Origin of the sequence: Helicobacter cetorum MIT 00-7128 (assembly GCF_000259255.1) — a bacterium.
GTDB lineage: Bacteria > Campylobacterota > Campylobacteria > Campylobacterales > Helicobacteraceae > Helicobacter > Helicobacter cetorum_B.
Genome location: NC_017737.1, coordinates 786,882 through 810,614, shown reverse-complemented (window position 1 = coordinate 810,614; position 23,733 = coordinate 786,882). Strand labels below are relative to the sequence as shown.

Below are 23,733 nucleotides of genomic sequence, written 5' to 3'. Positions count from 1 at the left end.
CAGCTTCTCTAGGCGTTGGCTCTCTAAATCCAATTTAAGGAGCTAACAATGAAATACATTGTTATTATAGCACTATTGTGTGCAATTTTAGTAACACCTTGTTATTAAAATTGTGGGGAGCTTTTAAACTCCCCTTTAATGCAATGTTTTCATTTTCTTAAAAACTTCATTTTTTTAATTTTTAAAAGCTCTTTAAGCATTCAAGTTAAAAACAACGCTAAAACTAATCTAATAAAAAGATAAAAGAAAAAGTATAAAAAAGTAGCCTTACCTTAAAGGCAAGACTATAAAAAAGCTATAAAAAAGCTATAAAATCAAAAGCCCTTAACATAGTTGAGATAGAACACATAAAGTCTTCTATAACTCACATCTGCGCCCGCACTTTTTAGATACACTTGATTAATGGTAGGAATCTTAATGCCAAATTCAACGCCTTGTTGAGATAACACTCCTTTATTACGATGTTTTCCACCATAGCGCTTAAACTCTGCGAAGTTAGTTCTAATCCCTAGATTAAACAAGAATTGGAAGTTAGCCCCATTAATATCCTTAGCATTACCCCATTCTTCAACAATTTGATTGTGCAACGAGCTAAGCCATGAAGTCCCCGCAAGCTGAATTCCTCCAAAGAATCCAAAATTCACTGCCTTAGTATTATAAGTTCTTCCAAACACATTCCATAAGAAGTCCATTCCAGCTCCATAGACGAGGACATTCGCACTAGATTCTTGATTGCCAATACCCATTTTGCTATAGCCATAATCAAAGAAACCATAATAGCGTAAGCCAAGCTTTCTAGCATTCCCAAAGAAATGCTTGTATCCTAATGACACGCCAAAGCCATTGCTCACGCCATGCTGAGTGCTTTTGCCAGAGACATACTGCCCCAAAACAGGTTGTGAGGCATAGCTAGTAGCCATTTGCTCAGCTTGAGCAATCTTTTGAGCATCTTTTTCTAAGGCTTGTAATAGAGTGCTTGTAATTTGCGTTGATTTTTGCTTACCCAAAAGCTCATCAAGATTTTGATTGAACGCTTGAATGGTGCTAGTATTTTTAGCTAATTCTTGTAAAGTCTCTAGCAAGGTTTCTGGCTTGAGTCCATTTTGCAAAGTTTGCAAGTTATCTTTTAAGGCACTAACAAGACCATTAAAGAGACTGCCTCCCCAATGCAAAGCACTATCAACACCATTAATACCATTTTGTTGGAACGCACCATTTTGTTCAATATAAGTAATCAATAAATCTACTATCGCATTGGTATCGCTCACGCCATTACTAGGAATAGAGTTTAAAACATTGATTAAGCCTCCGGTGCAAGTATTGTCTTTATCGCCATTCAAGCACAAGCCATTTTTAAGGATATAAGCAATGTTGGCAACACTCATATCATTGCCATTATTCCAAGCATTTGCAATATTTTTTACAGGAGGATTATTAGTGTTACTATAAGATTTTTGTTCTTCATAGGTAATATCAGCAGTGCCACTAGAAGTTGTGGTGCTACAATCCACATTAGCGCACCCAAAGACTAACTCCCCCTTAGAAACCGTTATAGGTTCTGTGGGAATACCACTTTTATTGTTATCACTAATCTTAATCTCTACTTGTGCGCTCCCTTTTAGGGTATAGACATCTTGCCCCACTTGTCCACTATATACCAATGGCCCTACATGCACGCTTTGAGTGCCAGAATATTTTTGAGAAGTCATATCCCCACTCTTAAGATTATAGTCTATTGTAATGGTTCCGGTGTAGTCAATGGGTTTGTCATAGCCGGGAATGAGTATGGTGCAACCACTAGATGAATGGCACTGAGAACTTATGGTTCTAAAAGGCTGACTAGTGTTTGCGCTTACTTGTGTTACACTATCACTAGCTTTCCAATCTGTTGCTGTTACTTTAATGGTGTCATAAGTTTGCCCATTCCCCCAAAGCACAGAATCAGCTGGCGTAGTATCATAACTGCCACTTGGGTTATAGCCCATGTTAATGTTATTAAAGAATTGCTCTAAACCTTGTTGCACCCCCTTATTGCCTTTGGCTAACTCTTGTAGTTTAATCGCCTCATTATAGATATTTTGCAAAGGTGTGAGAGACCCACCGCTTTGAGCTTGAGGGGTTGTTTTATCCTCTCCATTTGTAAGATTATTTGCAGGTGTAGGCGTATAAACTCCATTATTCAATGTCCCTAATTTCCCTAAACTCGCATCTTTTAAAATGCTTAGCATTTCTTGGTATTGTGAGGCTTTTATAGAAGAATTTTTCATTTGCTCTAATTCCTTAGAGGGTCCGCCTTGATTCATAGGTAATGCCGCATCTGCAGTTGTCCCTCCAGAAATAGTGCAAGTGCCATTACCATTAGCTTGGTAAGAGCATGTAAAATTACCTGCAAAATTAGTGCCACCCTTATAATCTTTCAAGGTATTATAATAGGTTATATTCCAAAGATTATTTAAGCTACTATTACCATCAAAGCCAGAAGCACTATTGTAAACACTATTAATTTGATTATTTAAATTTTGAATGATACTCCCTAAGACTCCTCCACTTACAGACATATTGCCGTTTTCAGTTTGAGAAAGCCCTAATTCACTATAGAGTTTTTGATAATACGCACTATCATAAATAGGTTGCGCACTAGAACTGTCTAAGCTTGTTGGGGGTGTTTGAGCAATGGTATTAATGAGCTTGTTAAACTGCCCTAAGCCTAGAGCGCATGCGCTTTGGGTTTGAGAAGTTTTAAAGCAACCATACCCTAAAATATCTTGCCCACTCACAGGTGCAACAAACCCCTCTACCTTTTTACCCCCACTTAATTCTGTGCCATTACCCACAAACGCACTCCCACTAATCCCATAGATTTGTTTGCGCCAATTTTCAATATTACTTTGTTGGCTAGCAATATAACTTTGAAGTTGCTGTTGGTAGTTGCTCACTTCTTTCATAGAGTTTTGTAAGGCTTGCTCTATGCTTTTAGTCTCATCTTGCTTGCTAGATACAAGGTTTTGTAATTGGATAAGCTCTTTTCCTAATAGATTGTCGCTAGTAGGATTGCCACTACTATCTGTTGTGATATTTAACACTTTGTTTAATTGACTTTCAAGGCTTTTTAAATTAGCTTGGGAAGTTTGTAATGACTGATACGCTTGAGAAATCAGCTCTGAAAGATTATATGAATTGATGCCTATTTTACCACCCTCAGGTTGAGACAAGGTTTTTAAATCATTGGGCGTGTAGGTCATCTTATTATCAGCAGACTTAGTTGGCTTACAAGTAGTTGTGGAGCAATCATACGAAGTGATATTTTCGCCTAGAGCATTAGTGATAGTGCCAATATTGCCTTTACCGGAAGTGTTTTGCAAAATGTTTCCGGGGTCTTTAAAACCGGTTTCACCATTAGAGAGTTTATCAGTCCATTGATAACTATTTTGATAACTATCCACGGTTTGAGCGCTTGCTTGGTATTGCAAGGCGTTATAGAGATTGTTTAGGGCAGTGGTAGTGCCACTTAAGGCATTGTTGCTTAAAGTTTGCAAAGCGACATTTTGGATTTGTTGGGCGACTTGGGCAATATTTGAATTAACTTTATCATTAGCTAGAGGCTCTAAGCGTTGTATGAGAAGTTGCAAAGACTCAGATTGACTAGAACTAAGCTCATTCATTGCTAGAGTGTTATTATAAGCTGTAGAGCTAGACTGATTAGGCTTACTATTTTCTTGTGTAGTTCCTAAAACAGAAGTGTTAGAATATGTGGCATTAGGGTTTAGAGGATTGAGCGTAAGAACACCATTATTGGTAGTATATCCCACTCCATAAGCATTGATAGCGCCTTCTAAGCTTGTTATAGCAGATGTTTTAGCACCGCCACTTAATTGATTGACATTATTCACTAGCTCGCTAAAAAGCGTTTGCACATAAGAAGTGCCTTGAGCGTTGATAACGCTTGTGTGAACTTGTTGTAAAAGTTTGTTCATCGCATCAATAGAATTTTGAAGTTGCTTTCTAGTCTCTTGTGAATTTTGAGAGGGTGTGATAGAGTTAATAGTATCAAGCACTTGAGTGGTGATAGCACTACTCTCTTGGAAGTTTTTAGCCGTATTGCCTAAGAGTCTAGCAGAGAGCTTGGCAGAATGCGAGGTAATAGGATTAGAAATGCCGTTTTGACCTATGAGTTGCTGTTGGATACTTTGAATTTCTCTGTTAGTGTTGTAATCATGGCGGTGGGCTTGAATATCGCCAAGAATTTGAGCTATGCCTTGCAGCTGCGAACTAGCCGTGGTCGCAAGACCACCTCCTAGAGCGCTTGCAACCGCTGATGAAGTCAAAGAGAGCAAGCCCCCATTAGGATTTGCCATAGCGCTTGCAGTTTGTGTGATGTAATTTAGGGTGTTTTGATTTTCTTTGAGCTGTTTATTGTCTACATTTTGCTGAGTCCCCCCAATTTGATAGCCCACACTCATATACCACCCATTATCTTCGGCTAACAAAATACTTTGTTGTGCAAGCAACGAGCCTGCAAAAATAAGATTCCCTAGTTTAGATTTTTTCATTATTTTATCCTCTTAAAAATAGCTTTGTTGTTTTAAAAACCTATGTTATAACCCACATAGAAACTAAACGCCCTTAGATACTTCGCACTAACACCTTGAGACTTGTAATACTCATGGTAAAACACGGGGATTTTAACCCCAAATTCTAGCCCTTGAGAAAAGCGTGATTTATGAGTTCTATAAATTTTGGCAAAATTAGTTCTAATCCCTAAATCAAAAAGCAACTGAAAGGAGGTCGTATTGGCTTTATTCTTATCCCCATCAACTTGCTTTAAGAAATTAGTGCTCCAAGTCTGCCCCGCTAATTGCATTCCGGCAAATAGACCAATATCTGTAGATTCGGTATCTCTCTTTCTTGTGAAGACATTATAAAGGAAGTCTGAACCCACACCATAAGTAACTAGATTCGCATTCACTCTAGTGGCAGTATTTCCAAATTGAGCGTAGCCATAATCCATAAAGCCATAGTATCTCGCACCAAACATACGCTTTTTACCATAGAATTGCTTATAGCCCATTTTGATTCCAAAGCCATTCATGTTGTTAGACTGCGCAGAGTTTCGTAAAAAATTCCTTGCAAAGCCCACTGACTTAGCATTATTGACCTTACTTTGCATGGTATTTACGATTTGATTAACAATCGCTTGGCTTGCTCCAAGCCCTGTTGCCATAAGATTTTGAGCTTGCGTGCTTTGAGGGTTTGATAGTGTGCTATTGATTTCTGTAGAATTGGGTCTAGTGCTACCACGACTTGCAAGAGCCTTACTGACATCTTGTTCGCTTAAATAAGGAGCGATAAGTTTCCCACCAATAAATTTCCCAAACTCATTATTTTCTTTTAAAATCTGTTTGCCATAAGCTACTACTTGCGCCATATCTTGATAAGATGAATTGCTTGTTAAATGCGCTGTCTTTTCAGAAAAGCTTTGCATGTTAGAAAGGATTGAAGAAGCGCTCAAGCCACTTTCTATCAAGCCCTTAGCCACATAATAAGCAGTGCCATTATTAATTTTAGGGGAAGTGTATTTAGTATAATCATTAGGGTCTTTTATGCTATCTGGCAAAGCTCCATTAGCCCCACTACCATAGACAAAACCGGGGTTTGCAGTGTTAGCTGAAGTAGGCGTGCCTATGATGCTTGCTTGCATGAGCGCTTGAAAGATTTCTTGAGCGTTTTTAGCAAACTCTTGCATTTGTGTTGAAGTTAGCGCACTCCCTATTTGTTTTGTAACAGCTTGGCTAAAACTTGGAGTTGCGCCACTTGGTGTGCTAAAACTCTTATTGGTAATGGTTTGGTTATTCCATAAAGCCGTTAGAGCTGAATAAATGTCTGCATTCACCGCTTGCATAGCATTAAACATATTTTCTGGTAAGACAATATGCACCTCACGCCCATTGAGATTCATCTCAAGCACCTTATTAGTTGTAGAGCTATTGGCAAAAGATGCGCCTATGGCTTGGGTAAGACTATTCAAATCATTTTCAAGCTTTGCTAAATCCTCATACACAACATTGTGATTGCCTCTTGTAGGGTTATTACCGGGATTACTAGCAGTGGGATTAGTTACACTACCTCCGGCGTATTGATAACACCTTTGAGTGGCACTTGGACAGAGCATTTTCATTAAAAGCTTGGTTTGTTGCCCCATAGCCTCTAAATAGTAAGTCAAAGGGGTGGCAGCGTTTGATAAAATCGCTGCATTGCCCCTAATATAATTAGAGGCATTTTGACTTGCTACTAATCCCGGGTTATCCACTTTCTCAATCGCTAAAGAAGTTTGATAAGTAATTCCCGTAAAAAACCCATCATCTTCAGCCATAAGCGAACCTACACATAATAAACTCAAAATAAGGCTATGACGCCATTTTTTGTATTTGTTTTTAAACAAAGTAATACCTCATCTATTCGTATTATTCAAAACCTAATCTAAAGACACCATTTTGGGAAGTCTAATTGCCAATTAAAAATTAAATGTTGACCTTATGACAGATTCAATTCTTTAACTAAAAATTTAATCAAATAAGGAAAGCTTTTTAAAAAATTATACCAACCCTAATATTAGAACTTCCAAATACAACCTTTGTAATAAGACCAAACTATACCACAAACAACCTATAAAAACAAGATAAAAATGCCAAAAAGTGCAATAATTGTTTCATTTTGAAAAAAAAAAAAAAAACAAATTAACTAAAGGCTAACGCCTATTTTTAGGGGTTTTTCTTTTTTAAAGTTTATTTTTTAATTTTTGTTTTTTGCTAGATAAAATCTCTTTGATTAAAAATTCATTGATTTAAAAATCTTTTTTATTTTTATGCTCTTTTTAAGACTATTAGTAAATTTTAATTTTTTGATGAAAAGTAATTATTTGATAGAGAAAGTTTAAGGGTTCAGTGGGTAAAATAATTTCACGCCCCATAGTTGCAATATGGGGCAAATCTAACATAAAAAGGAGCAATGCCATGAAGCACAAAAGTGGCAAACGCTCTTGGAAAGAATTATACTTTGAGTTCGCTTTTTTTGGGCTTAAAGTTGTTGTTTCTATGAAACGCTGATTTCTAAGAGCGTCCCTAAGCCCTTAAAAGCTTAGGGGTTTCCTTTAAAAAATAGTAGATTTGCTCTCAACTTTTGGGGCGTTTGGTTTTAATCCTATGAAGTTTGATTCAATCTTGCTTAAAATATGCAGATTTTATTTATAAAATCCCCTATTTTGCGCTTTTTTTTAAGACTACTTAGTAAAGTTTAAGTTTTGACTGAAATATAATGTTTGTTTGTTAGAGAAAGTTTAAGGGTTCAGTGGGTAAAATAATTTCACGCCCCATAGTTGGAATATGGGGCAAATCTAACATAAAAAAGGAGCAATGCCATGAAGCACAAAAGTGGCAAACGCTCTTGGAAAGAATTATACTTTGAGTTCGCTTTTTTTAAGCTTTTAGTTGTTGTTTCTATGAAACGCTGATTTCTAAGAGCGTCCCTAAGCCCTTAAAAGCTTAGGGGTTTCCTTTAAGAAAATAGTAGATTTGCTCTCAACTTTTGGGGCGTTTGGTTTTTGATTCTACAACAAACTATAAAAAACTATCAAAAAATATTTAAGGATAATTTTCAAAACTCGCAACGATTTTTTCTAAAACCTTTCTATCAAGCATTTTTTCATCAATTCTAATATTCATTAAATCTTTATGGTATGTTTTAAACTCTTCAATACTTAGGGAGTTTTCTAAGGTTTGCAAATACTCACGCTCCTTTTTGAAGTAAGGAAAATGCCATTGCATAAGCTCTTTATCTTTGATACTCACTCGCTCATGTTCAAAAACAATGCTCTCTATACTACGAATACCATAACTAGCTTTGCTAGTGTATTCAGCATGACTCACACCATAGTTATAAAATAAGCTCTGGTCTCCTATGCTATCTTTAAAGCCATAAAAACTATTGCTATCATTTTTAACATGAGCGATTCTAATCTCCTTATCAAACACCATAAAATTCACTAAGCAATAATCTAGTCTTTCTAAGCTTGAAGTAACAGAATAAAAGCTTTTGTAAAGTTTTTTAGGTTCATAAATATGGTCGCAATCCATTTTAATAACCCACTGATTTTTGGGGATAAAATTTAGCACGAAATCATAGTATTGATAGGTTTTATTCCACCTATCTTTAGGATTAGCTTGAATCACGCTATAAGGATAAGGTACAGGAATGAAAGTGGGGAATGCTTTACAAAAATCTAAAATGATTTTTGTAGCTTCCTTGTTGCAATCATTAAACCCTATAACACCCCTTTGAATCGCCCCTAGCATTGAGAGTAAGGACGCTTTTAAAGTTGTGTTTTCATTTTTCACCCTAATAAACGCCCATGGGTTTAGGGGGCTATCTATTTTAGAGCTTTCTGTATCTAATTCAAAATAGCCTTTGTGGAGTGCTTGGTTTAAAACTAGGGGTTGAAAAATATCTCGCTCTTTATCTTGGCTCTCTAAATGCCCCCCCCCCCGCAAAGTTGCCTTTCAAACAAAGACTTATTATAGGCTTGAATTTCATTAAAATCTAAACTTTCTAATCTTTCAAACACGCTTTTTTGATTGGCGTGTTTATAAGAAATGTGGGGGTAATAAAATCTCTTAGCGATTAAGGTTTTGATTTTAGCCTTACAATACCCTAAATACCGCCCTATTAGAGTTTGTTTAAAACCCTTTAGAGCATTTTTTAAAATAATTTTTAGCAAATTACAATGCTTTTAATAGAACGCTATTTAATCGTTCATTAAAGCTTTTGGCGTCTTTTAAAGCCCCTTTTTCTAAAAGCTTTGCCCCATCATAAAGCAACCAAATGAAAGTATTAAGTTGCTCTTTGTCTTCGCATTTTAGGAGTTTTTGTAAAATCGCATGGCTTGGGTTTAATTCTAAAGTCTTCTTGCTTTCAGGCACACTTTGACCCATTTGACGCATGAAATTTGCCATCATCGCATTTTCAGCGTCCCCTATTAGAGCTACAGCTGAAGTGAGATTGTTAGAAAGCTCTACGCCTTTAATCTCATCTTTAAGATTTTCTTCAAACGCACTCATTAAATCTTTAAATTGTGCTTTGACTTCATCGCTTAGTTCTTCTAAATCAAGCTCTTTTAAACTCTCGCTATGGCTGGCGTCTTTAAAAGGAATTTTGTCATATTCATTCACACTTGGCATTACAAATGCGTCAATCTCATCGCTTAATAGTAAAACATCATAGCCTTTTTGAGCGTATTTTTCTAGGAGTGGAGACGCTTTTAACAAATCTAAATTTTCGCCTAAGAGATAGTAAATGCTCTTTTGATTTTCTTTTAAATTCTCTTTATATTCTTTTAAAGAAATCAATTTTTCTTTATCCTTAGAGTAAAAACGCAATAATTCTAATAGCTTGTCTTTGTTTTCAAAATCCCCATACAAGCCTTCTTTTAACACTTTTCCAAAAGGCTCATAGAATTTATGATAATTCTCATTATCCTTGCTTAATCTCTCAATCTCACTTAAAATCTTTTTAACTGATGCAGAGCGGATATTAGCTAAAATCTTGTTTTGCTGTAAGATTTCACGACTTACATTTAAAGGTAAATCTTCGCTATCAATCACGCCTTTAACAAATCTTAAATACGACGGCAACAATTCTTTGTCATCATCAGTAATAAACACTCTTTTAACATAGAGTTTGACCCCACTTTTATAATCCACTCTATACATATCAAAGGGTGCAACACTAGGAATGTAAAAAAGCGTGGTGTATTCTAAAGAGCCTTCTACTTTATTATGGATATAGCTCAAAGGCTCGCTGTTATCATGCGAAAAAGATTTGTAAAATTCTTTGTAATCTTCTTCTTTTAATTCGCTTTTACTCATTTTCCATAAAGCACTTGCTTTATTGATTTGTTCGCACTTTTCTTCCTTAATCTCTTTTTTATTGTCGCCTTCGCCTTCAAATTTCGTATCGGTGTAGGTTAAAAAGATAGGGAAAGGAATGTGTTCAGAATACTTCTTAACAATGCTATCAATCTCCCACCTACTAGCAAAATGGCTCTCTTCATCTTTTAAAAAGAGAGTGATTTCTGTGCCTTGCTCATCTTTAACGCATTCATTGATTTCAAACTTACCCTTACCATCACTAATCCATGCATAAGCTTGCTTATTATTAGCTTTCTTAGTTTGAACGACAATTTTACTAGCCACCATAAACGCTGAATAAAAGCCCACGCCAAATTGACCGATTAACGCACTATCTTTTTTCTTATCCCCACTCAAAGCGTTTAAGAAACTTTTAGTGCCTGATTTTGCAATCGTGCCTAAATGCTCTATTAAGTCGTTTTTATCCATGCCTATGCCATTATCTTTGATAGTCAAGGTCTTTTTTTCGCTATCAAAACTCAAATGAATGCTAGGAACTACATTCAAACCTTTTAATTTCTCATCCGTTAGCATTAAATAATTAAGCTTATCCAAAGCATCGCTTGCATTAGAAATAAGCTCTCTTAAAAAAATCTCTTTATTAGAATACAAAGAGTGAATCATCAATTCCAAAAGCTGGTTGATTTCAGTTTGAAATACATATTCTGTATTAGCCATAAGTCTATCCTTATCATCAATTTTTATAAGCTAAAATTATACAATAAAGCCTTTTAAAACACGCCACAATCAAAAGGAACTCACAAAACCTATCAAAAAAAAAAAAAAAAAAAAAAAAAACAAGCTACAATAAGTCGTTTTAAAAAATACTAAGGAAAATGTCATGAGTTTTTTTAATAAGACCCCTAAAAGCCTAGAAACTTTAAGTCATCTTTTAAGTAAAGACATAGATTTTAATAACTTATCTCATTTAGAAAGCCTGAATGACACGCTAAGCGGCCTTAATTACGATAATAACCACATTAAAAATATCGTTTCTTTTATCCAGCGTAGTTTAAAAGCGCACACACAGCTTTTGCACAAGGCTAAAGAAGAGATGACCCCTTCTAATGAAACTCAAATCAAAGAATTAGAACAAAAAATCTTAGTGGAACAAACTATGGTTTCAGCGAGCCGCTCGGGGCTATGGTATATGATAATGCCAGAAAGTGGCTTTAATGAAAGCGTTCCGTTTGTGTGGAGTCCTAGATTTAGGGAATTATTAGGCTTTAATAACGAGCAAGATTTTCCTAATGTTTTAAGCTCTTTAACTAATCGCATCCACCCTGAAGAAAAAAATAAGGTTTTGAATGACTTTGGAGCATTTTTAGGCTCATCGCAATTAATGAGCGAACTCTTTTATCGCATCCAAACTAAAGATGGCGCTTACAAGCACTTCCATGCTGTTTGTGTGGCTAAAAGAGATGCGCAAAATAAACCCCTCATTGTCTCTGGCTCGTTTGATGATATTGATGAAAAAGTCAAGCAAGAAAGCCATTTAAACAATATCATGGAGCGATTTAATCTCGCCTTTAATCTCATTACAGACATGATTTTTGACATCACGCTTCTTAATGATGACATCAATCATGCTGATAATGCGCTCTTTTTTAGCCAGCGTCTCATCACAGAAGTTTTAAAAGACACTAGCACTAACTTAACCAATCTTTTAACCACCATGAATGCTAACACTCAAAATCATTTCATTAAAATTTTAAGAGAAGTCCAAAAAAATGTGAATGATGCGCACCCTAACGCCCCCACAGAGCCTAAAGAGTTAGAATTATTGATTAAGCCTAAGGGCGAAAATGAAGAATTGCTTTTTAGAACTCAAATTCAAGGGATTAAAAGTGAAAGAAATGGCGTTACACACAAACGCATTGTGGGGGTTTTAACTAATATTGACGCTCAATCTAAGCTCAACACCCTTTTTGAAGAAAAGGAAAAAGAATACCAGCAAAAATTAGAAAAAAATCTCTCTGGCATTCAAACCATCATCAATCAAATCAATGATATTTCCAAGCAAACCAATCTCTTAGCCCTAAATGCCGCTATTGAAGCCGCACGAGCTGGCGAACATGGTAGGGGCTTTGCGGTAGTGGCTGATGAAGTGCGTAATCTTGCGAGTAAGACAAATGAAGCTACCGGAGAAATTGTAGCGTTGTTAAAATCTGGCTCTGAATAAAATTCTATCTTTAGCTTAGAGTTAGCTCAACTACAATGAAAGCTCAATAAAAAACAATGTGGGGTGTAAGGCTCTTAAAGAGCCCTGTCTGTCATTTTGATGCAAAAATTGAAAAGCTAGACTTTGATTTTATTTTATAATAGGGATTTAAGACTGAGCTTAGAGACTTGTTTAAAATGGCATTCAAGAATAGCAATGCTTAAATGTAATCAAAAACATGCTATCTTAAAAAAATAGCCTTAAACTTCTAAAGTTCTTACGCTTAAGGAGATAAGAAGAAATCTTCTTAAAACCCATAAGTATAATTGATAAACACGCTATAGAGTCGGCGTAGTGTGATACTCACATTATCTTTAGAATAGTAGTTGGTATTAAGGGTGGGGATTTTTACGCCCACTTCAAAACCATGGCTTTGGTGTTTAGAGACTTCCATATTCAAGCGAAAGCCTAGATTGAATAAAAATTGGAAATTAGAATGGCTGAAATTAGGCTTAGTAATACCATAAGAACTTAAAGAGTTATTGACATTAGATAGCCATGTAGTTCCAGCGATTTGAACGCCTGTGAATGTGCCAATATTAAGCTTAGGGCATTTTTTAGCATTTTTACACAAAGAGCCTATAGATTTATTATTGATAAAGTTATACAAGAAATCGCTCCCCACTCCATAAGTGAAAACATCAGAAGCGCTTGAGAGCAAATCGCTTTTAATATAAGTATGGTTATAATCCATAAAACCATAATAGCGCAACCCAATGTTATGCTTTTTGCCAAAGAATTGTTTATACCCCATATTAAAGCCTAAGCCATTCATCGCCCCATTATTAGTCATAGAGTTTGACCTACTCGCTTTTTGTAAAAAGCTAATGGCTTGTCTGTCTTTAGCGCTTACTTGATAAATTTGCTTTTCTTTATTGATAAGAGCGTTTTTAGTAGCTTTAAGCTCGTTTTGAACTGAGACTACCTCAGCCTTAGCTTGTTTGACTGCGTCTTGCTCTTGTGTGGTTTGGGCTTGCAGTTTATTCTGCGCTCCTACAGCTTCTTGTAATTTTTGAATAGAGGCTTGTTGGGTTTGTTCGTTGCCTTGCAAAATAGTGGTTTTGTTAGCAAGTTCTTGGTTTTGTTGGGCTAATTGCTTGTTTTGTGCGCCTAATGCGGTGTTTTGACTAGCTAGATGTTGGTTGCTTGTCTCTAAGTTTTGGTTGTCTTCATTGAGCTTTTGAATACTATTATTTAAAGCTTGAGTTTGTTGAGATAACTTTGATTGCTCAGCTTGTTGGGTGGTTAGTTGGGAATCTAGCTCATTTTTAGCTTGAACCACTTTAGCTTGAGCTTGTGTTTGAGCGCTCTGTTCGCCCTCTAATTTCGTTTGTTGCGAATTGATATTAGTAATTTGCCCTTTCAAACTCTCTAGCTTGGTTTTAGCGCTATTAGTCGCATTCACAAAATTATCATAAGATGTTCCGGTAAGTTTATCAGTATAGGTAGTTACGGGTTTAAAAGCCGTATTTTTAGGCACATTAAAGGGGTTATTTTCCCCGGTAGCGTTAGCAATAATCTTATTTAAATTCTCTGCAATTGTGCTGTTATCAGTATTGATTTGACTTTGGGTGCTAACCATTTGTTGGGCTAATTCTAGTAGCTTGTTTTGATTGTTTGTAGAAGTCTCTTTAGCTAAAGCCTCTAAGCCTTTAGTGATATAGGGCTGTAATTCTTTCTCTATTTGCGCTGTTTGTTGCTCTGTTTGACTGCCCCCACCAAAAAGAATGTTTTGGATTTGGCTTTCACTCATGCCACCTGCTTTGGCAACTTCCATCATAAATTTAAGCATTTCAACCCCACCCTTAATAGAATTAAGCGCAGTCTGTGCGTCATAACCCACTTGATTGATTAAATTTGGCAACTCGGTTTTAAGCTTTTCTTCAGTCATGCCATTAGCAAAAGTAGCCCCTTGAGTGCTAAAGCCATTAGGTGCATTCAATGCGCTTGAAGTAACATAATCATATGGAACTAACTCTTTTTTTCCATTTTTTACTTCCTCTTTCATTGAACCATAAGTGGGGGCATAAGCAGCTTGATATTGCAAAGCAGCCACCACCGTATCTAAAAGAGTGCTACTTGTGTTTAAGTGCGTAGAAGTCGCATTAGTTTTATCAATTTGGCAATGCCCAGCTGAAGTGCAAATTTGAAATTCAGGCATAGCGATAGATTGATTGCCAATACTAATAATATTTTGTCCATTTTTAGTCGTAACCTCATATCCAGCAAATGGCCCGCCTTTAGCTGTAGAACCCGGGATAACCACATCAGATTTTCGCAAAATATCAATCCCCTTAGTAATGGATATTGATGAGCCTACTTGCCCCATTCCAGCCCAACCGGTTGAATTACCATTACTTCCTAAAAAACCAATGAGATTTTGTGCCATAGTGAGGGTGGCTGAGGCGGCGTTTTGAATAGAGCTTTGACCTTGCCCAAAGAATTGTGGCGCTACATTTTTAAAAATTTCAGCTGTTGCTTGTATAAGTTCTGCTTGCGTGGTTTGGGCTTGTTGCTTTAAGCCTTGAAGTTGGGTGTTTAAGCCATCAATAGCTTGCTGATTTTTTGCAATTTCTTGCTCTTTTTGACTGATTTGACTTTGCAATCCACTGATTTTGTTATTAAGGGCATCAAGCTTTTGTTGTTGGGCTTGTTGCTCTGTAGTTTGGGTCGCAATTGTAGATTTTTGGGTTTCAATCTTAGCTTTTTGTGTGCTTATCTCAGCCTCTTGGTTTTTAATTTGGGCTTCTTGTCTAGCAATCTGGGCTTTTTGATTTTCAATTTGCGTGTTAATGTCTTTGATTTGATTTTTAATGTTATCAATGTTGGCTTGCTGAGTAGCTATCTCTTGTTGTTTGCTATCAATGGTGTTTTGATAATCATTGATTTTGCTTTGCAAGGCTTGGATATTTTTGTTCTTTTCATTGATTTCATTTTGCTTGGCACTGATTTGATTGTCTAGGGCTTTGATTTGTTCTTGGACAGCCCCCATAGGCACTTGCGTAGCCTTAATGCGCTCTTCTAAGGCTTTAATGGTGGGTGCGACTAATTTTTGAGTGCCTTTGACTTGCTGTTCGCTCTCGCCTATTTGATACCCTGCACTTGCATACCAGCCATCTTCTTCTGCATAAAGAGTTTGTGAGAGGCAAAGACTCACCACACCTGCTAACATATTACGACCACTAAGTGGTAACAAAAAAGAGAGTTTTTTCATTTTCCTTTATCCTTTTAGGTAGTTTTAAGCTTTATTAAGCATGCAAAGTTTTAAATTATACAAGGCATTTTTTAATTACCAATCGTTTTTTTTTTTTGTAAAATTTAGGGGGTTTTTGTTACTAAAATTTACATTTTTTGATGAAAAGCGGTTTTATCCCTACAGAAGTATTGACTTAAAGCAATGTAAAAATGTTAAGAGATTTTTTAGCGGAATAATCTCAAGAAAAATTACTTTCTTTTTAAAAAAAAGTCTCTGCTCCAATTAAAAATGAATAATAAAAATATAAAAGAGCTTGACTTTAGTCAAGCGATAACTTTATAAGTGCTTAGCGGGTGTTTGGGGAGTTTAAAAAGACTAGATGTCTTTTTAAACCAAAGGGGGATAAGGACGCTAATGTTGAGTCAATGAGCTTTTTTAAAAGTGCTAAACGCACTTTTAAAATAAGCGAATAAGGCAAAGCCTTTAAAAAAGTCCCCCTTAAAAAATAAGTTTTTACAACAAAATGAAATCTAAATCATTAAATAAAAAGCGTTAAAAACTATAACTCATAGAGCTCATAAAATAACTTCTATTTTGGATGGTTTGAGCGAAATTAGGATTATAGAGGCTATCAAGCGCACCCACTTTATAGCCCTTATGCATAGTGATTTGATAGCCATTGAGTCTTAGCATTAAATGCACATACTTTTTAATGCTGTATTTAAGCGTAACGCCTAAGCTTTGCGAATCAGCTCGTGGCGAATAGGTCAATTTACCAAATAGCTCTACAAAGAGCTTTCTATAATTAGCCCCCATAAAAGCATTAATGGTTATAGAATTAGCGTTATAAAAATTCGTATAAGCGTCTTCATACACGGTGTCATCTTTAGTATCATAAAAGGGATCAACAGGCGAGCCATTCCAGCCTAGATTCGCACTTGCATTGCCAAAATTCTTATACACACTCCAACCAAGATTATAGGAGCGAAAATGAATCTTTTGAAACACAAACAAACTTGCCGTATTTTTCCCCACTAAAGAACCCCTATAAACACTCTTAGCCATATAGTTACTATAGATAGGAAACCACGCATAAAAGGTCGTTTGAATGCGCCAATCTGATTTCCAATAAGATTTCGTATCATTAGTGATTTCAAAACCGGGAGCATTGAAATTTTTAGGATAAAACCATAAAAATGGCATAACTTTAATATATTTATTCTCATAAGTAAGATTGATATTGTGCATACCATAATTAACTTTATGTTTATAGTTAACTGGGGCATAGAAATCCCTAATATATTGCTCATTAGCTAAGCCTCTTCCGTAAGTGCTAAACCAATCTATCTTAAAATGTTTCCATTTGAAAAAGACTTCAAAACCTTGATTAAACCCGCTTAAAAACATTGCCTTTGAGGCATAACGCCCCGCCTTAATGCCAAAAATATCCTTGTATTCATAGCTTAAATAAGCGTTATAGAGAATGTAATTTCTAGCGTTTTTAGCTTTTTGCTCTCTAGTCCAAGTCTTTGAATATTGCATCAAATAGCCTTCCCAACGCCCCATATAATACCAGTTTGCTGGCTGAAGTCCCGCTTTAGGATTAGATTCATCAACAAGATTCTTAGTAGAATCATACGCCATGCCCCCAAGCTCCCCACCAATTCCTAAGCTTAGTTTATGACTTTCCATATTTTTAGGCAATAAATTGGTATCAATCTCTAATGACCCCACCACATTCACATAACTTCCGGTAGGATAAATGCCTTTTTCAGAATTAATCACAGATTGATTTAGAGCAATCCTAGAAAACGACCCTACTTTCCCACCAATCTTATAACTATAGGCATCTAATACGCCCAAACTTACAAAAGGCATAAAAAACAGAACACGATTCAAGCTTTTAAAAGTCATTTGATGCGATTTCACATTGACCTCTTTTAAATTATCTTCTTACAAAAATAAAGCAACTAAAATGCACTTTGTTTTATCAATTATTGCTATATTTTGCGAATTATGCCATATTTTTAATAACTAATTATCAAAAATATCCTCTTTAGTAATACTATTTTTAACCTATAATTTAAACATCATATATCGCATAAAATTCTATAACCTTATATGCTCTCAAGCTCCCCAAATTACAACTAGCAAAGCATGGTTTTTAAATTATTTTTAAAACGAACGAAAGTTAGGTATTATACCATTTTGTATTTTATTCCAATTCAAGGAAAGGTTTCAACTTTATTTATGCTGAAAAAATTGTTGCTAGTTATAGGTTCGCTCTTGGGCGTTGTTATTTTAGGGGCGCTTTTTGTGCTTTTTACAGAAAGTGGGAATAAAATTATCGCCTCATTTTTGGAAAAGAAAGTCAATCAAGCCGAGCCAACGCTCAAACTAGATATTGAGAAGTTGCGCTTAAAATTAAGCTCTTTGGATTTTGAGGCTCAAGTTAATGATGGCTCTAAAATCAAGCTTAAAGGGGATTTTTCACTCTTTAAGCCAAGCTTAGATTTTAAATACGATGTAGATATTAAAAATTTACATCTTTTAAAAGCTTTTGTAAGTTATCCTTTAAATGGAGCAATAGCTACTCAAGGCACTATCAAGGGAGATAAAAAAGCGCTTGTTATTAAGGGCACTACTAATGTGGCTCAATCTAATACAAGCTATGAGGCACTTTTAAATGATTTTAAGCCTGCGACTATTGCTTTGAATCTGCAAAATGCTAGATTAGAAGACTTGCTCTATTTAGTCAATCAGCCTATTTATGCCAAAGGGCTTTTAGAGATAAACACAAACTTAGATGTGCGTAATTTGAGCGATTTAAAAGGGCAGAATGTCCTAGCTATTGAAAAGGGTTCTCTCAATGTTGAGCTTATCAATAAATTATATAAGCAAAACATCAAAATGCCTATTGATTTTTCACTAGAAAGCTTGGCAAAATTAGAGGGCGAACACGCTTTAATCAATAGTAATTTTAAAAGCAATGTTATTAATATCAATGCTCAAAAAACTACTTTTAATCTCAAAAAGCAAGAATTAGCAAGCGATTATCAAATTTTAATCGCTCATCTTGATGTGCTTAAGAATATTGTAGGCGCAAACCTAAAAGGTGCTTTAGAAATCAAAGGGCAGTTTAAGGGCGATTTTAATGAGCCTAATAAACCACTTCAAACTGATGGAACTATTAACTTAGCTCATAATTTACTAGATTATGAAGTGATTTTAGAAAACAACCAAGTTAAAAAACTTGATGTGTCTTCAAAAGATATGACTTTAGCTAAATTACTTGCTGTAGCTAAACAACCTCAATACGCAAACGCCCCTATCTCTTTAGAGGCGAATTTAAGTAATGTTGCGCCTTTAGAGGGGAGCTTAAAGCTTTCTATGGATAAAGGGCAAGTGAATACTATGCTAGTTAATAAGGATTTTAAACTTAATCTTAAAGGGCCTGTTAGTTTTGATTTCACTAATGAAACTGACTTTAAGGATAACAAGGCTTTAAGTGATACTAAATTCACTAGCACTTTAGCTAATTTAGAGGCATTAAAAAGCGTGTATGATATTTCTAGCTTGCAACTCAATACACCCTATACTTTAGAAGTGCCAAATTTAGCTAAACTTCAAGGCATTATCAACCAAAAGCTTAAAGGCTCTTTGAAACTAAATGGTAATGTAGAGCAAAACCCTAAGCTTTTAAAAATTAGCGGTAATTCTTCGTTATTAGATGGCAAACTTGATTTTGTGTTTTTAAACAATGAGTTAAAAGCTAACCTTTCTCATATTTCTTTGTTAAAAACTCTTGAAATGCTTGCTTATCCGGGCTTTTTCAACTCTAGTGCTAACGCAAGCTTAAATTATAATCTTAACACTGAGCAAGGCGTTTTAAATGCGAATTTGATTAAGGGGCAGTTTGTTAAGAGCCATTTTTCTGAGCTTATCAATGCGTTTGCTAATTTTGACATCACTAAGGAAGTTTATGAAGATGTCAAAATCTCTAGCCAAATCAATCAAAAACGCCTTGTTTCTAATGTGGATATGAAAAGTCGCTTAACCAATTTAAGCATTAATAAAGGGCTTGTAGATTTGAATAAAAACCAAATGAATATGCTTGTGAATGCTGAGATTTTAAAATTAGCTTTTGGCATTTTGCTTAAAGGCGACATAAACCACCCCAAAATCTCTCTCAATCTCAATGAAATGGCAAGACAAAAAGCCAAGCAAGCTATCCAAAAAGGCTTAAAAGACATTATGAAAGATGATAATGTTAAAAAAGGTTTAGACAACTTGCTTAAAGATGACAAGCTTAAAGATAAGCTCCAACAAGGACTTAAGGGACTCTTTTAAGTCCTTTTAATTGGTTGATGATTTATCATCAATCAAACCTACGACTAACTATTACAAGCGTTTTAAGGCGTCTTGCTTAAAAAATCAAACCCCCCTTATCAATCCTAATAAGAGGTTAAAACACCCATCCATAATTTAAAAATACATTAAAATGACTAACCCCCTCTTTTAATACAAGCTCACCTTGCATGCTACTCCTATCAAAAAAAGCCTTAATATCATGTTGAATTAAGGGTAAAGCCACACCAATAGAATATTTAGAGTGTTTAAAGCGATAGTTTATCCCTGTTGTAAAATCCAAATTCCCTGTATTTTCAAAAAGATTTAGCACGCTATAACCATTATAAAGCCCTCTAAAGCCTATAAAACTTCCTAATGAATTTAAAAACTTATTGCGATGATAGCTTGTTTGATAGGAATTGAAAAAATCTATCAATAAATCTGTGCCTACACCTAAGCCAACTTGAGAAACGCTTGAAATATTAAGATGAGAATAATTATATTTAATCAAACCATAATAAGCCAATCCTAAAAAATCATTAAAATAGTGCTGATAACCTACTTTAACATCAAATCCTACCATAGCCACATTATGCGAGCTATTAATTTGCCTAGCAATCGCTTTAAGCATATGAGAGGGGCTAAAAGGCTTAAAGGGTTTGTTGTCTTTATGATGATTTTCTTTATTCAAGGGGTTAGAGGGTGTTGAATGGATTTTAATAGGCGCTTGATGACTATTTTTTGATTCAGTCTTAGGGGGTTGTGGTCTTGTCTGTGTTTGGTGGGTTTGTTTTGGTTGTGGCTTTGATTCAGTCTTTTGGGGTTGTTTAGAAGGTTCATTAATGGCAATGGGGCCAGAGGAACTAAAAATGACAGGCATTTTATCTTCTTTAGCTAGAGTCGTCCAAGCTTTTGCGCTCACACCTACATAACCGGGTAATACCCCCTTATTATTTATGCAATAATCTCCATTAGGGCATTCTTTGGTAGGGTGTGGGTTCTTAGGCACATTAGGATAGGTCATATTCCCCGTGCCAAAATCACTATTCCACCCTCTAGTATGCGAATACTCATGCAAAAAAACTTCCAAACCATCTACCCCACTTCTTGCACCCTCGCCATTAATGAGACTAGGGTCGCTTAAAATCTTGTTGTATTTAGGATTTAGAATTTCAGATTTTACCCCCATATTCCATGTTGTAGAAAGACCTAAAAAATTCCATGCTTTAGGACTAAGAATAGTAAGATACAACACTTTGTTTAAGGGAGACCCCCTAAAGCTATCAATAATTTCTTGTTTTGAAATAATGCTCCCCTTAATGCCTTTAGCCTTAGCCTCTTTGTAATCTACTTGACCATTCAAGCCTATAGGCAAAGAATTAGAAAAAACAAAGGGAGCGTTTAAAATATCTTCTGCCCAAGTCTTAGAACTAAACAAATAAGCTAAATCTATTATCATAGAAGTATACATTTTGGCTTCTTGCAAGCTTACTTTGCTCCATACGCTTTCCTTAGTATTAGGGATAGTATCGCTTGTAAAGGCTTTATCATTAAACACCGCATGAATATCAACACTGATTTCTTTAAGAGCGTCCATCACTCGTTTGGTATTATAACTTGATGAAAAAGACGGCATTAATTCTAAGTCATACTCTTTATTAAACTTGACAATACTTTTTTGACAAACCTCCATATTATCGCCACCACAATCAATACGATGATTAATAAAATTTAATTGCTTGGTATCAAAATAGCTATCCAAAGTAACTGAAGAAAATGCCCCTATACTCTCTAAAGTGGTTATTATAATAGGCTTACCCCCATTTTTAGGGATAGCCACTAAATCTAAATTATTAAGGCTATAGGGCATATAATTTTTAATGATAAGCCCACTTAGCGTGTATTCATCAAGCGAAACCTCCACCATATGCTTGGTATCAAAACCATCTTGCATGCAACCGGGGTCGCAATTAGGCATTGTAGGAAACACCGATTGCGAATTAGCCTTAATTTCTTGGGTGGAAATATAAGGGGTGTTAAGCTTATTGTTTTCTTGTTGATTTAAATCAAATAAAACATTTTTTGTGAATGCTTGATTAGAAAAGGGTGCGATACTATGGCTTTCTTTATAGCTTACTTCTTGTTTTTCAGCTTGCAACAACCCGCTTTCAAAGCCCCCCTCTATAAAAAACCCATCTTTTTGATGCGCTTTCATCATCTCTAAAGACCCAAGCATAAAAAAACATGCTATAAAAACTAAAATACTTTTTGCTGATAAATTATTATAAGCAATATTTAAAATAAAAGGGGTTCTATTTTGCAAAGCTAGAACCCCTTTTACTCTCTCTCTCTCTCTCTCGTTATTAGCCATTCTTTTATCTCTCTTAGCTAAAGATATGTAACTTTATATAAAAACTTTCTGTTTAAGACCTTAACAACATGCAATAACACGCATTATAAAATGATTTTTAAAAAAGATGAGTAAAACTAAAGGAAAAAATCCCCTTAGTCTAAAAAATAAGATAAATTAGCGCACTTCTACAATAACAGGCTTAGTGATTTTCTCCGTAATCTCGCTCACTTGCTCTAAAGCCTCCTCACGACTCTTATAAGGCCCTATGAGATAACGCTTATTTGTGCCTAATTTCTCAATCGCATGCGGGAGTTTCTCAAACTCTTGCAAGAAGTATTTATTGGGCGTATTGGCAAAAACCCCTACTTGTAAATAATAACCCTTAGCCACGCTTGCACTACTAGGTTTCTCAGCCCTTTTATTCTCTTCTTTAGGTTGCTTAGGAGCTACTTTTTCTTTTTTCACTTCTTTTTTTGTTTCTTTTTTAACAACCTTTTCTTGCTTAGCATGTTTAGAGTGAGCCTCTTTTTTCACTTCTTTTTTAGAGATCTCTTTGGCATGGGTTTTTTGCTTTTTATCTTTATTTTCATGCTTTTTGGCCTTATTGATAGCATGATTATGTTCCACAAAGTCTAATTCGCTACGCCCATCAGTTTCTTTGCCAAACTTTTCCAACTTCTTATCAGTGGCTTTGGGCTTAGATTCCATTTTTGTAGGACTTGTTTCTGTAGGGAAAATATTTGGAGTATGACCCTCTTGTTTTTTCACATCATCAGCAACCTTATCCAACTTATCTTCTTGTTGTTGGTTAGGAAAATCCAAATTTAAATTCTCAAATTCATCGTCCTTTTTTTCCTCTTTAGTATTGCCTATTTTTTGCATACTGCTATCAGTTTGCAAGAAATTATCCTTTGGGGTCTCTCTAGTGCTTTTCCAAAATACCATTAAAAGCACCGCTAGAATAATAATAGCAATCGCTACAATCAATAGCGCCTTTTTGATACCAGAACCACTTGTTTCTTCATCTAACATCATATCATTCAGTTTTTCATTATCTGCCATAGCTAAACTCCTATAGTTTTAGTTAAATTATAAATGCTTTGCCCAAGAACTCCCTCGCTCTTTGGCAAAGACTTCATAAGGCAATGCTAAAATATTAAACTCTTTTGGTATATCCCTATTAGGAAAAACTTTCCACTCATTAGGCATGCCTTGAGCTAATTTCATAGACAAAGTTTTAACCAATCTTTCACCCTCGCTAAGTTCTGTATGCCCCTTATGCACATACAAATGCAAATGACCAGGGGTCTTAGTGTTATAAGCGGTAAAATTCATAAAGCCTTCTTCACGGAGCAACAACTGCGCCTTATGATAAAAGCGCTCTGGATTGCGACCATTATAATCAAACACGATATTTTCAACCTTATTATTGCGTAAAATTAAATTATGCGCAATAGTAATTTCCTTTCTAAAATGCTTTTGAATGAGAGAGCTTGTAAGCATAGCATCAACTCTTTGAAACTTATTGTAAAAAGAGCGTCCAATATGAGTTATTTTCTCGCCTAAGCCCGGCTTTTTTTCAAAATAGTGGCTCGTGTCTATTTTGATAAGTTTGAGTTCCATTTCTGTCATTACTTTTACTTCCTTTTACTGA

At 35.4% G+C, this 23,733-nt stretch carries 12 protein-coding genes; 2 read left to right on the top strand and 10 right to left on the bottom strand.

Annotated features, from left to right (window positions below):
* Window positions 1-314 precede the first annotated feature (314 nt).
* From HCW_RS03855 to htpG, 5 genes are all read right to left on the bottom strand, one after another.
* The gene (locus HCW_RS03855; RefSeq protein WP_014660913.1) at window positions 315-4,550 is read right to left on the bottom strand and encodes an outer membrane protein; all 4,236 of its coding nucleotides are present in this window, start codon (window positions 4,548-4,550) and stop codon (window positions 315-317) included.
* A 32-nt stretch (window positions 4,551-4,582) separates the two neighbouring features.
* Entirely contained in the window at window positions 4,583-6,439 is a 1,857-nt protein-coding gene (locus tag HCW_RS03850; RefSeq protein WP_014660912.1) for an outer membrane protein, read from the bottom strand.
* A 1,198-nt stretch (window positions 6,440-7,637) separates the two neighbouring features.
* Window positions 7,638-8,543 carry a hypothetical protein gene (locus tag HCW_RS03845; RefSeq protein WP_014660909.1) on the bottom strand — a complete coding sequence of 302 codons (906 nt, stop codon included), beginning with the start codon at window positions 8,541-8,543 and terminating at the stop codon, window positions 7,638-7,640.
* Complete coding sequence (locus HCW_RS03840; protein ID WP_014660908.1) at window positions 8,522-8,770, bottom strand: hypothetical protein; 249 nt, start codon at window positions 8,768-8,770, stop codon at window positions 8,522-8,524. Before HCW_RS03840 ends, HCW_RS03845 begins: the two co-directional genes overlap by 22 nt.
* 1 nt (window position 8,771) lies before the next feature.
* The gene (gene htpG / locus HCW_RS03835; RefSeq protein WP_014660907.1) at window positions 8,772-10,637 is read right to left on the bottom strand and encodes a molecular chaperone HtpG; all 1,866 of its coding nucleotides are present in this window, start codon (window positions 10,635-10,637) and stop codon (window positions 8,772-8,774) included.
* Between the two features lie 163 nt (window positions 10,638-10,800).
* Between htpG and HCW_RS09865 the strand changes: the two genes are divergently transcribed.
* Complete coding sequence (locus HCW_RS09865; RefSeq protein ID WP_014660906.1) at window positions 10,801-12,141, top strand: methyl-accepting chemotaxis protein; 1,341 nt, start codon at window positions 10,801-10,803, stop codon at window positions 12,139-12,141.
* Between the two features lie 286 nt (window positions 12,142-12,427).
* Here the strand turns inward: HCW_RS09865 and HCW_RS03825 are convergent, their stop codons facing one another.
* Window positions 12,428-15,394 carry an outer membrane beta-barrel protein gene (locus HCW_RS03825; RefSeq protein ID WP_014660905.1) on the bottom strand — a complete coding sequence of 989 codons (2,967 nt, stop codon included), beginning with the start codon at window positions 15,392-15,394 and terminating at the stop codon, window positions 12,428-12,430.
* Between the two features lie 534 nt (window positions 15,395-15,928).
* Window positions 15,929-17,254, bottom strand: coding sequence for an outer membrane family protein (locus HCW_RS03820; protein WP_418904625.1), 1,326 nt, complete (start codon window positions 17,252-17,254; stop codon window positions 15,929-15,931).
* Between the two features lie 372 nt (window positions 17,255-17,626).
* Here HCW_RS03820 and HCW_RS09090 point away from each other — a divergent pair, with 372 nt between their 5' ends.
* On the top strand, window positions 17,627-19,726 hold the full coding sequence (locus HCW_RS09090; protein WP_014660903.1) for a hypothetical protein: 2,100 nt from the start codon (window positions 17,627-17,629) through the stop codon (window positions 19,724-19,726).
* A gap of 115 nt (window positions 19,727-19,841) precedes the next feature.
* On the opposite strand, the gene HCW_RS03805 is transcribed toward HCW_RS09090, so the two are convergent.
* The 3 genes from HCW_RS03805 to HCW_RS03795 form a co-directional block, all read right to left on the bottom strand.
* Complete coding sequence (locus tag HCW_RS03805) at window positions 19,842-22,049, bottom strand: outer membrane beta-barrel protein (RefSeq protein ID WP_231283039.1); 2,208 nt, start codon at window positions 22,047-22,049, stop codon at window positions 19,842-19,844.
* 204 nt (window positions 22,050-22,253) lie between these two features.
* Window positions 22,254-23,141: an SPOR domain-containing protein gene (locus HCW_RS03800; protein WP_014660901.1), complete on the bottom strand. Its 888-nt coding sequence runs from the start codon at window positions 23,139-23,141 to the stop codon at window positions 22,254-22,256.
* A gap of 27 nt (window positions 23,142-23,168) precedes the next feature.
* Window positions 23,169-23,711: a DUF1882 domain-containing protein gene (locus HCW_RS03795; protein ID WP_014660900.1), complete on the bottom strand. Its 543-nt coding sequence runs from the start codon at window positions 23,709-23,711 to the stop codon at window positions 23,169-23,171.
* Window positions 23,712-23,733: the final 22 nt, after the last annotated feature.

Coding starts and splice junctions, on each gene's coding strand:
- HCW_RS03800 (WP_014660901.1), bottom strand. CDS start 23,141: ATGGCAGATAATGAAAAACTGAATGATATGATGTTAGATGAAGAAACA.
- HCW_RS09090 (WP_014660903.1), top strand. CDS start 17,627: ATGCTGAAAAAATTGTTGCTAGTTATAGGTTCGCTCTTGGGCGTTGTT.
- HCW_RS09865 (WP_014660906.1), top strand. CDS start 10,801: ATGAGTTTTTTTAATAAGACCCCTAAAAGCCTAGAAACTTTAAGTCAT.
- HCW_RS03795 (WP_014660900.1), bottom strand. CDS start 23,711: ATGACAGAAATGGAACTCAAACTTATCAAAATAGACACGAGCCACTAT.
- HCW_RS03820 (WP_418904625.1), bottom strand. CDS start 17,254: ATGCCTTTTGTAAGTTTGGGCGTATTAGATGCCTATAGTTATAAGATT.
- HCW_RS03855 (WP_014660913.1), bottom strand. CDS start 4,550: ATGAAAAAATCTAAACTAGGGAATCTTATTTTTGCAGGCTCGTTGCTT.
- htpG (WP_014660907.1), bottom strand. CDS start 10,637: ATGGCTAATACAGAATATGTATTTCAAACTGAAATCAACCAGCTTTTG.
- HCW_RS03825 (WP_014660905.1), bottom strand. CDS start 15,394: ATGAAAAAACTCTCTTTTTTGTTACCACTTAGTGGTCGTAATATGTTA.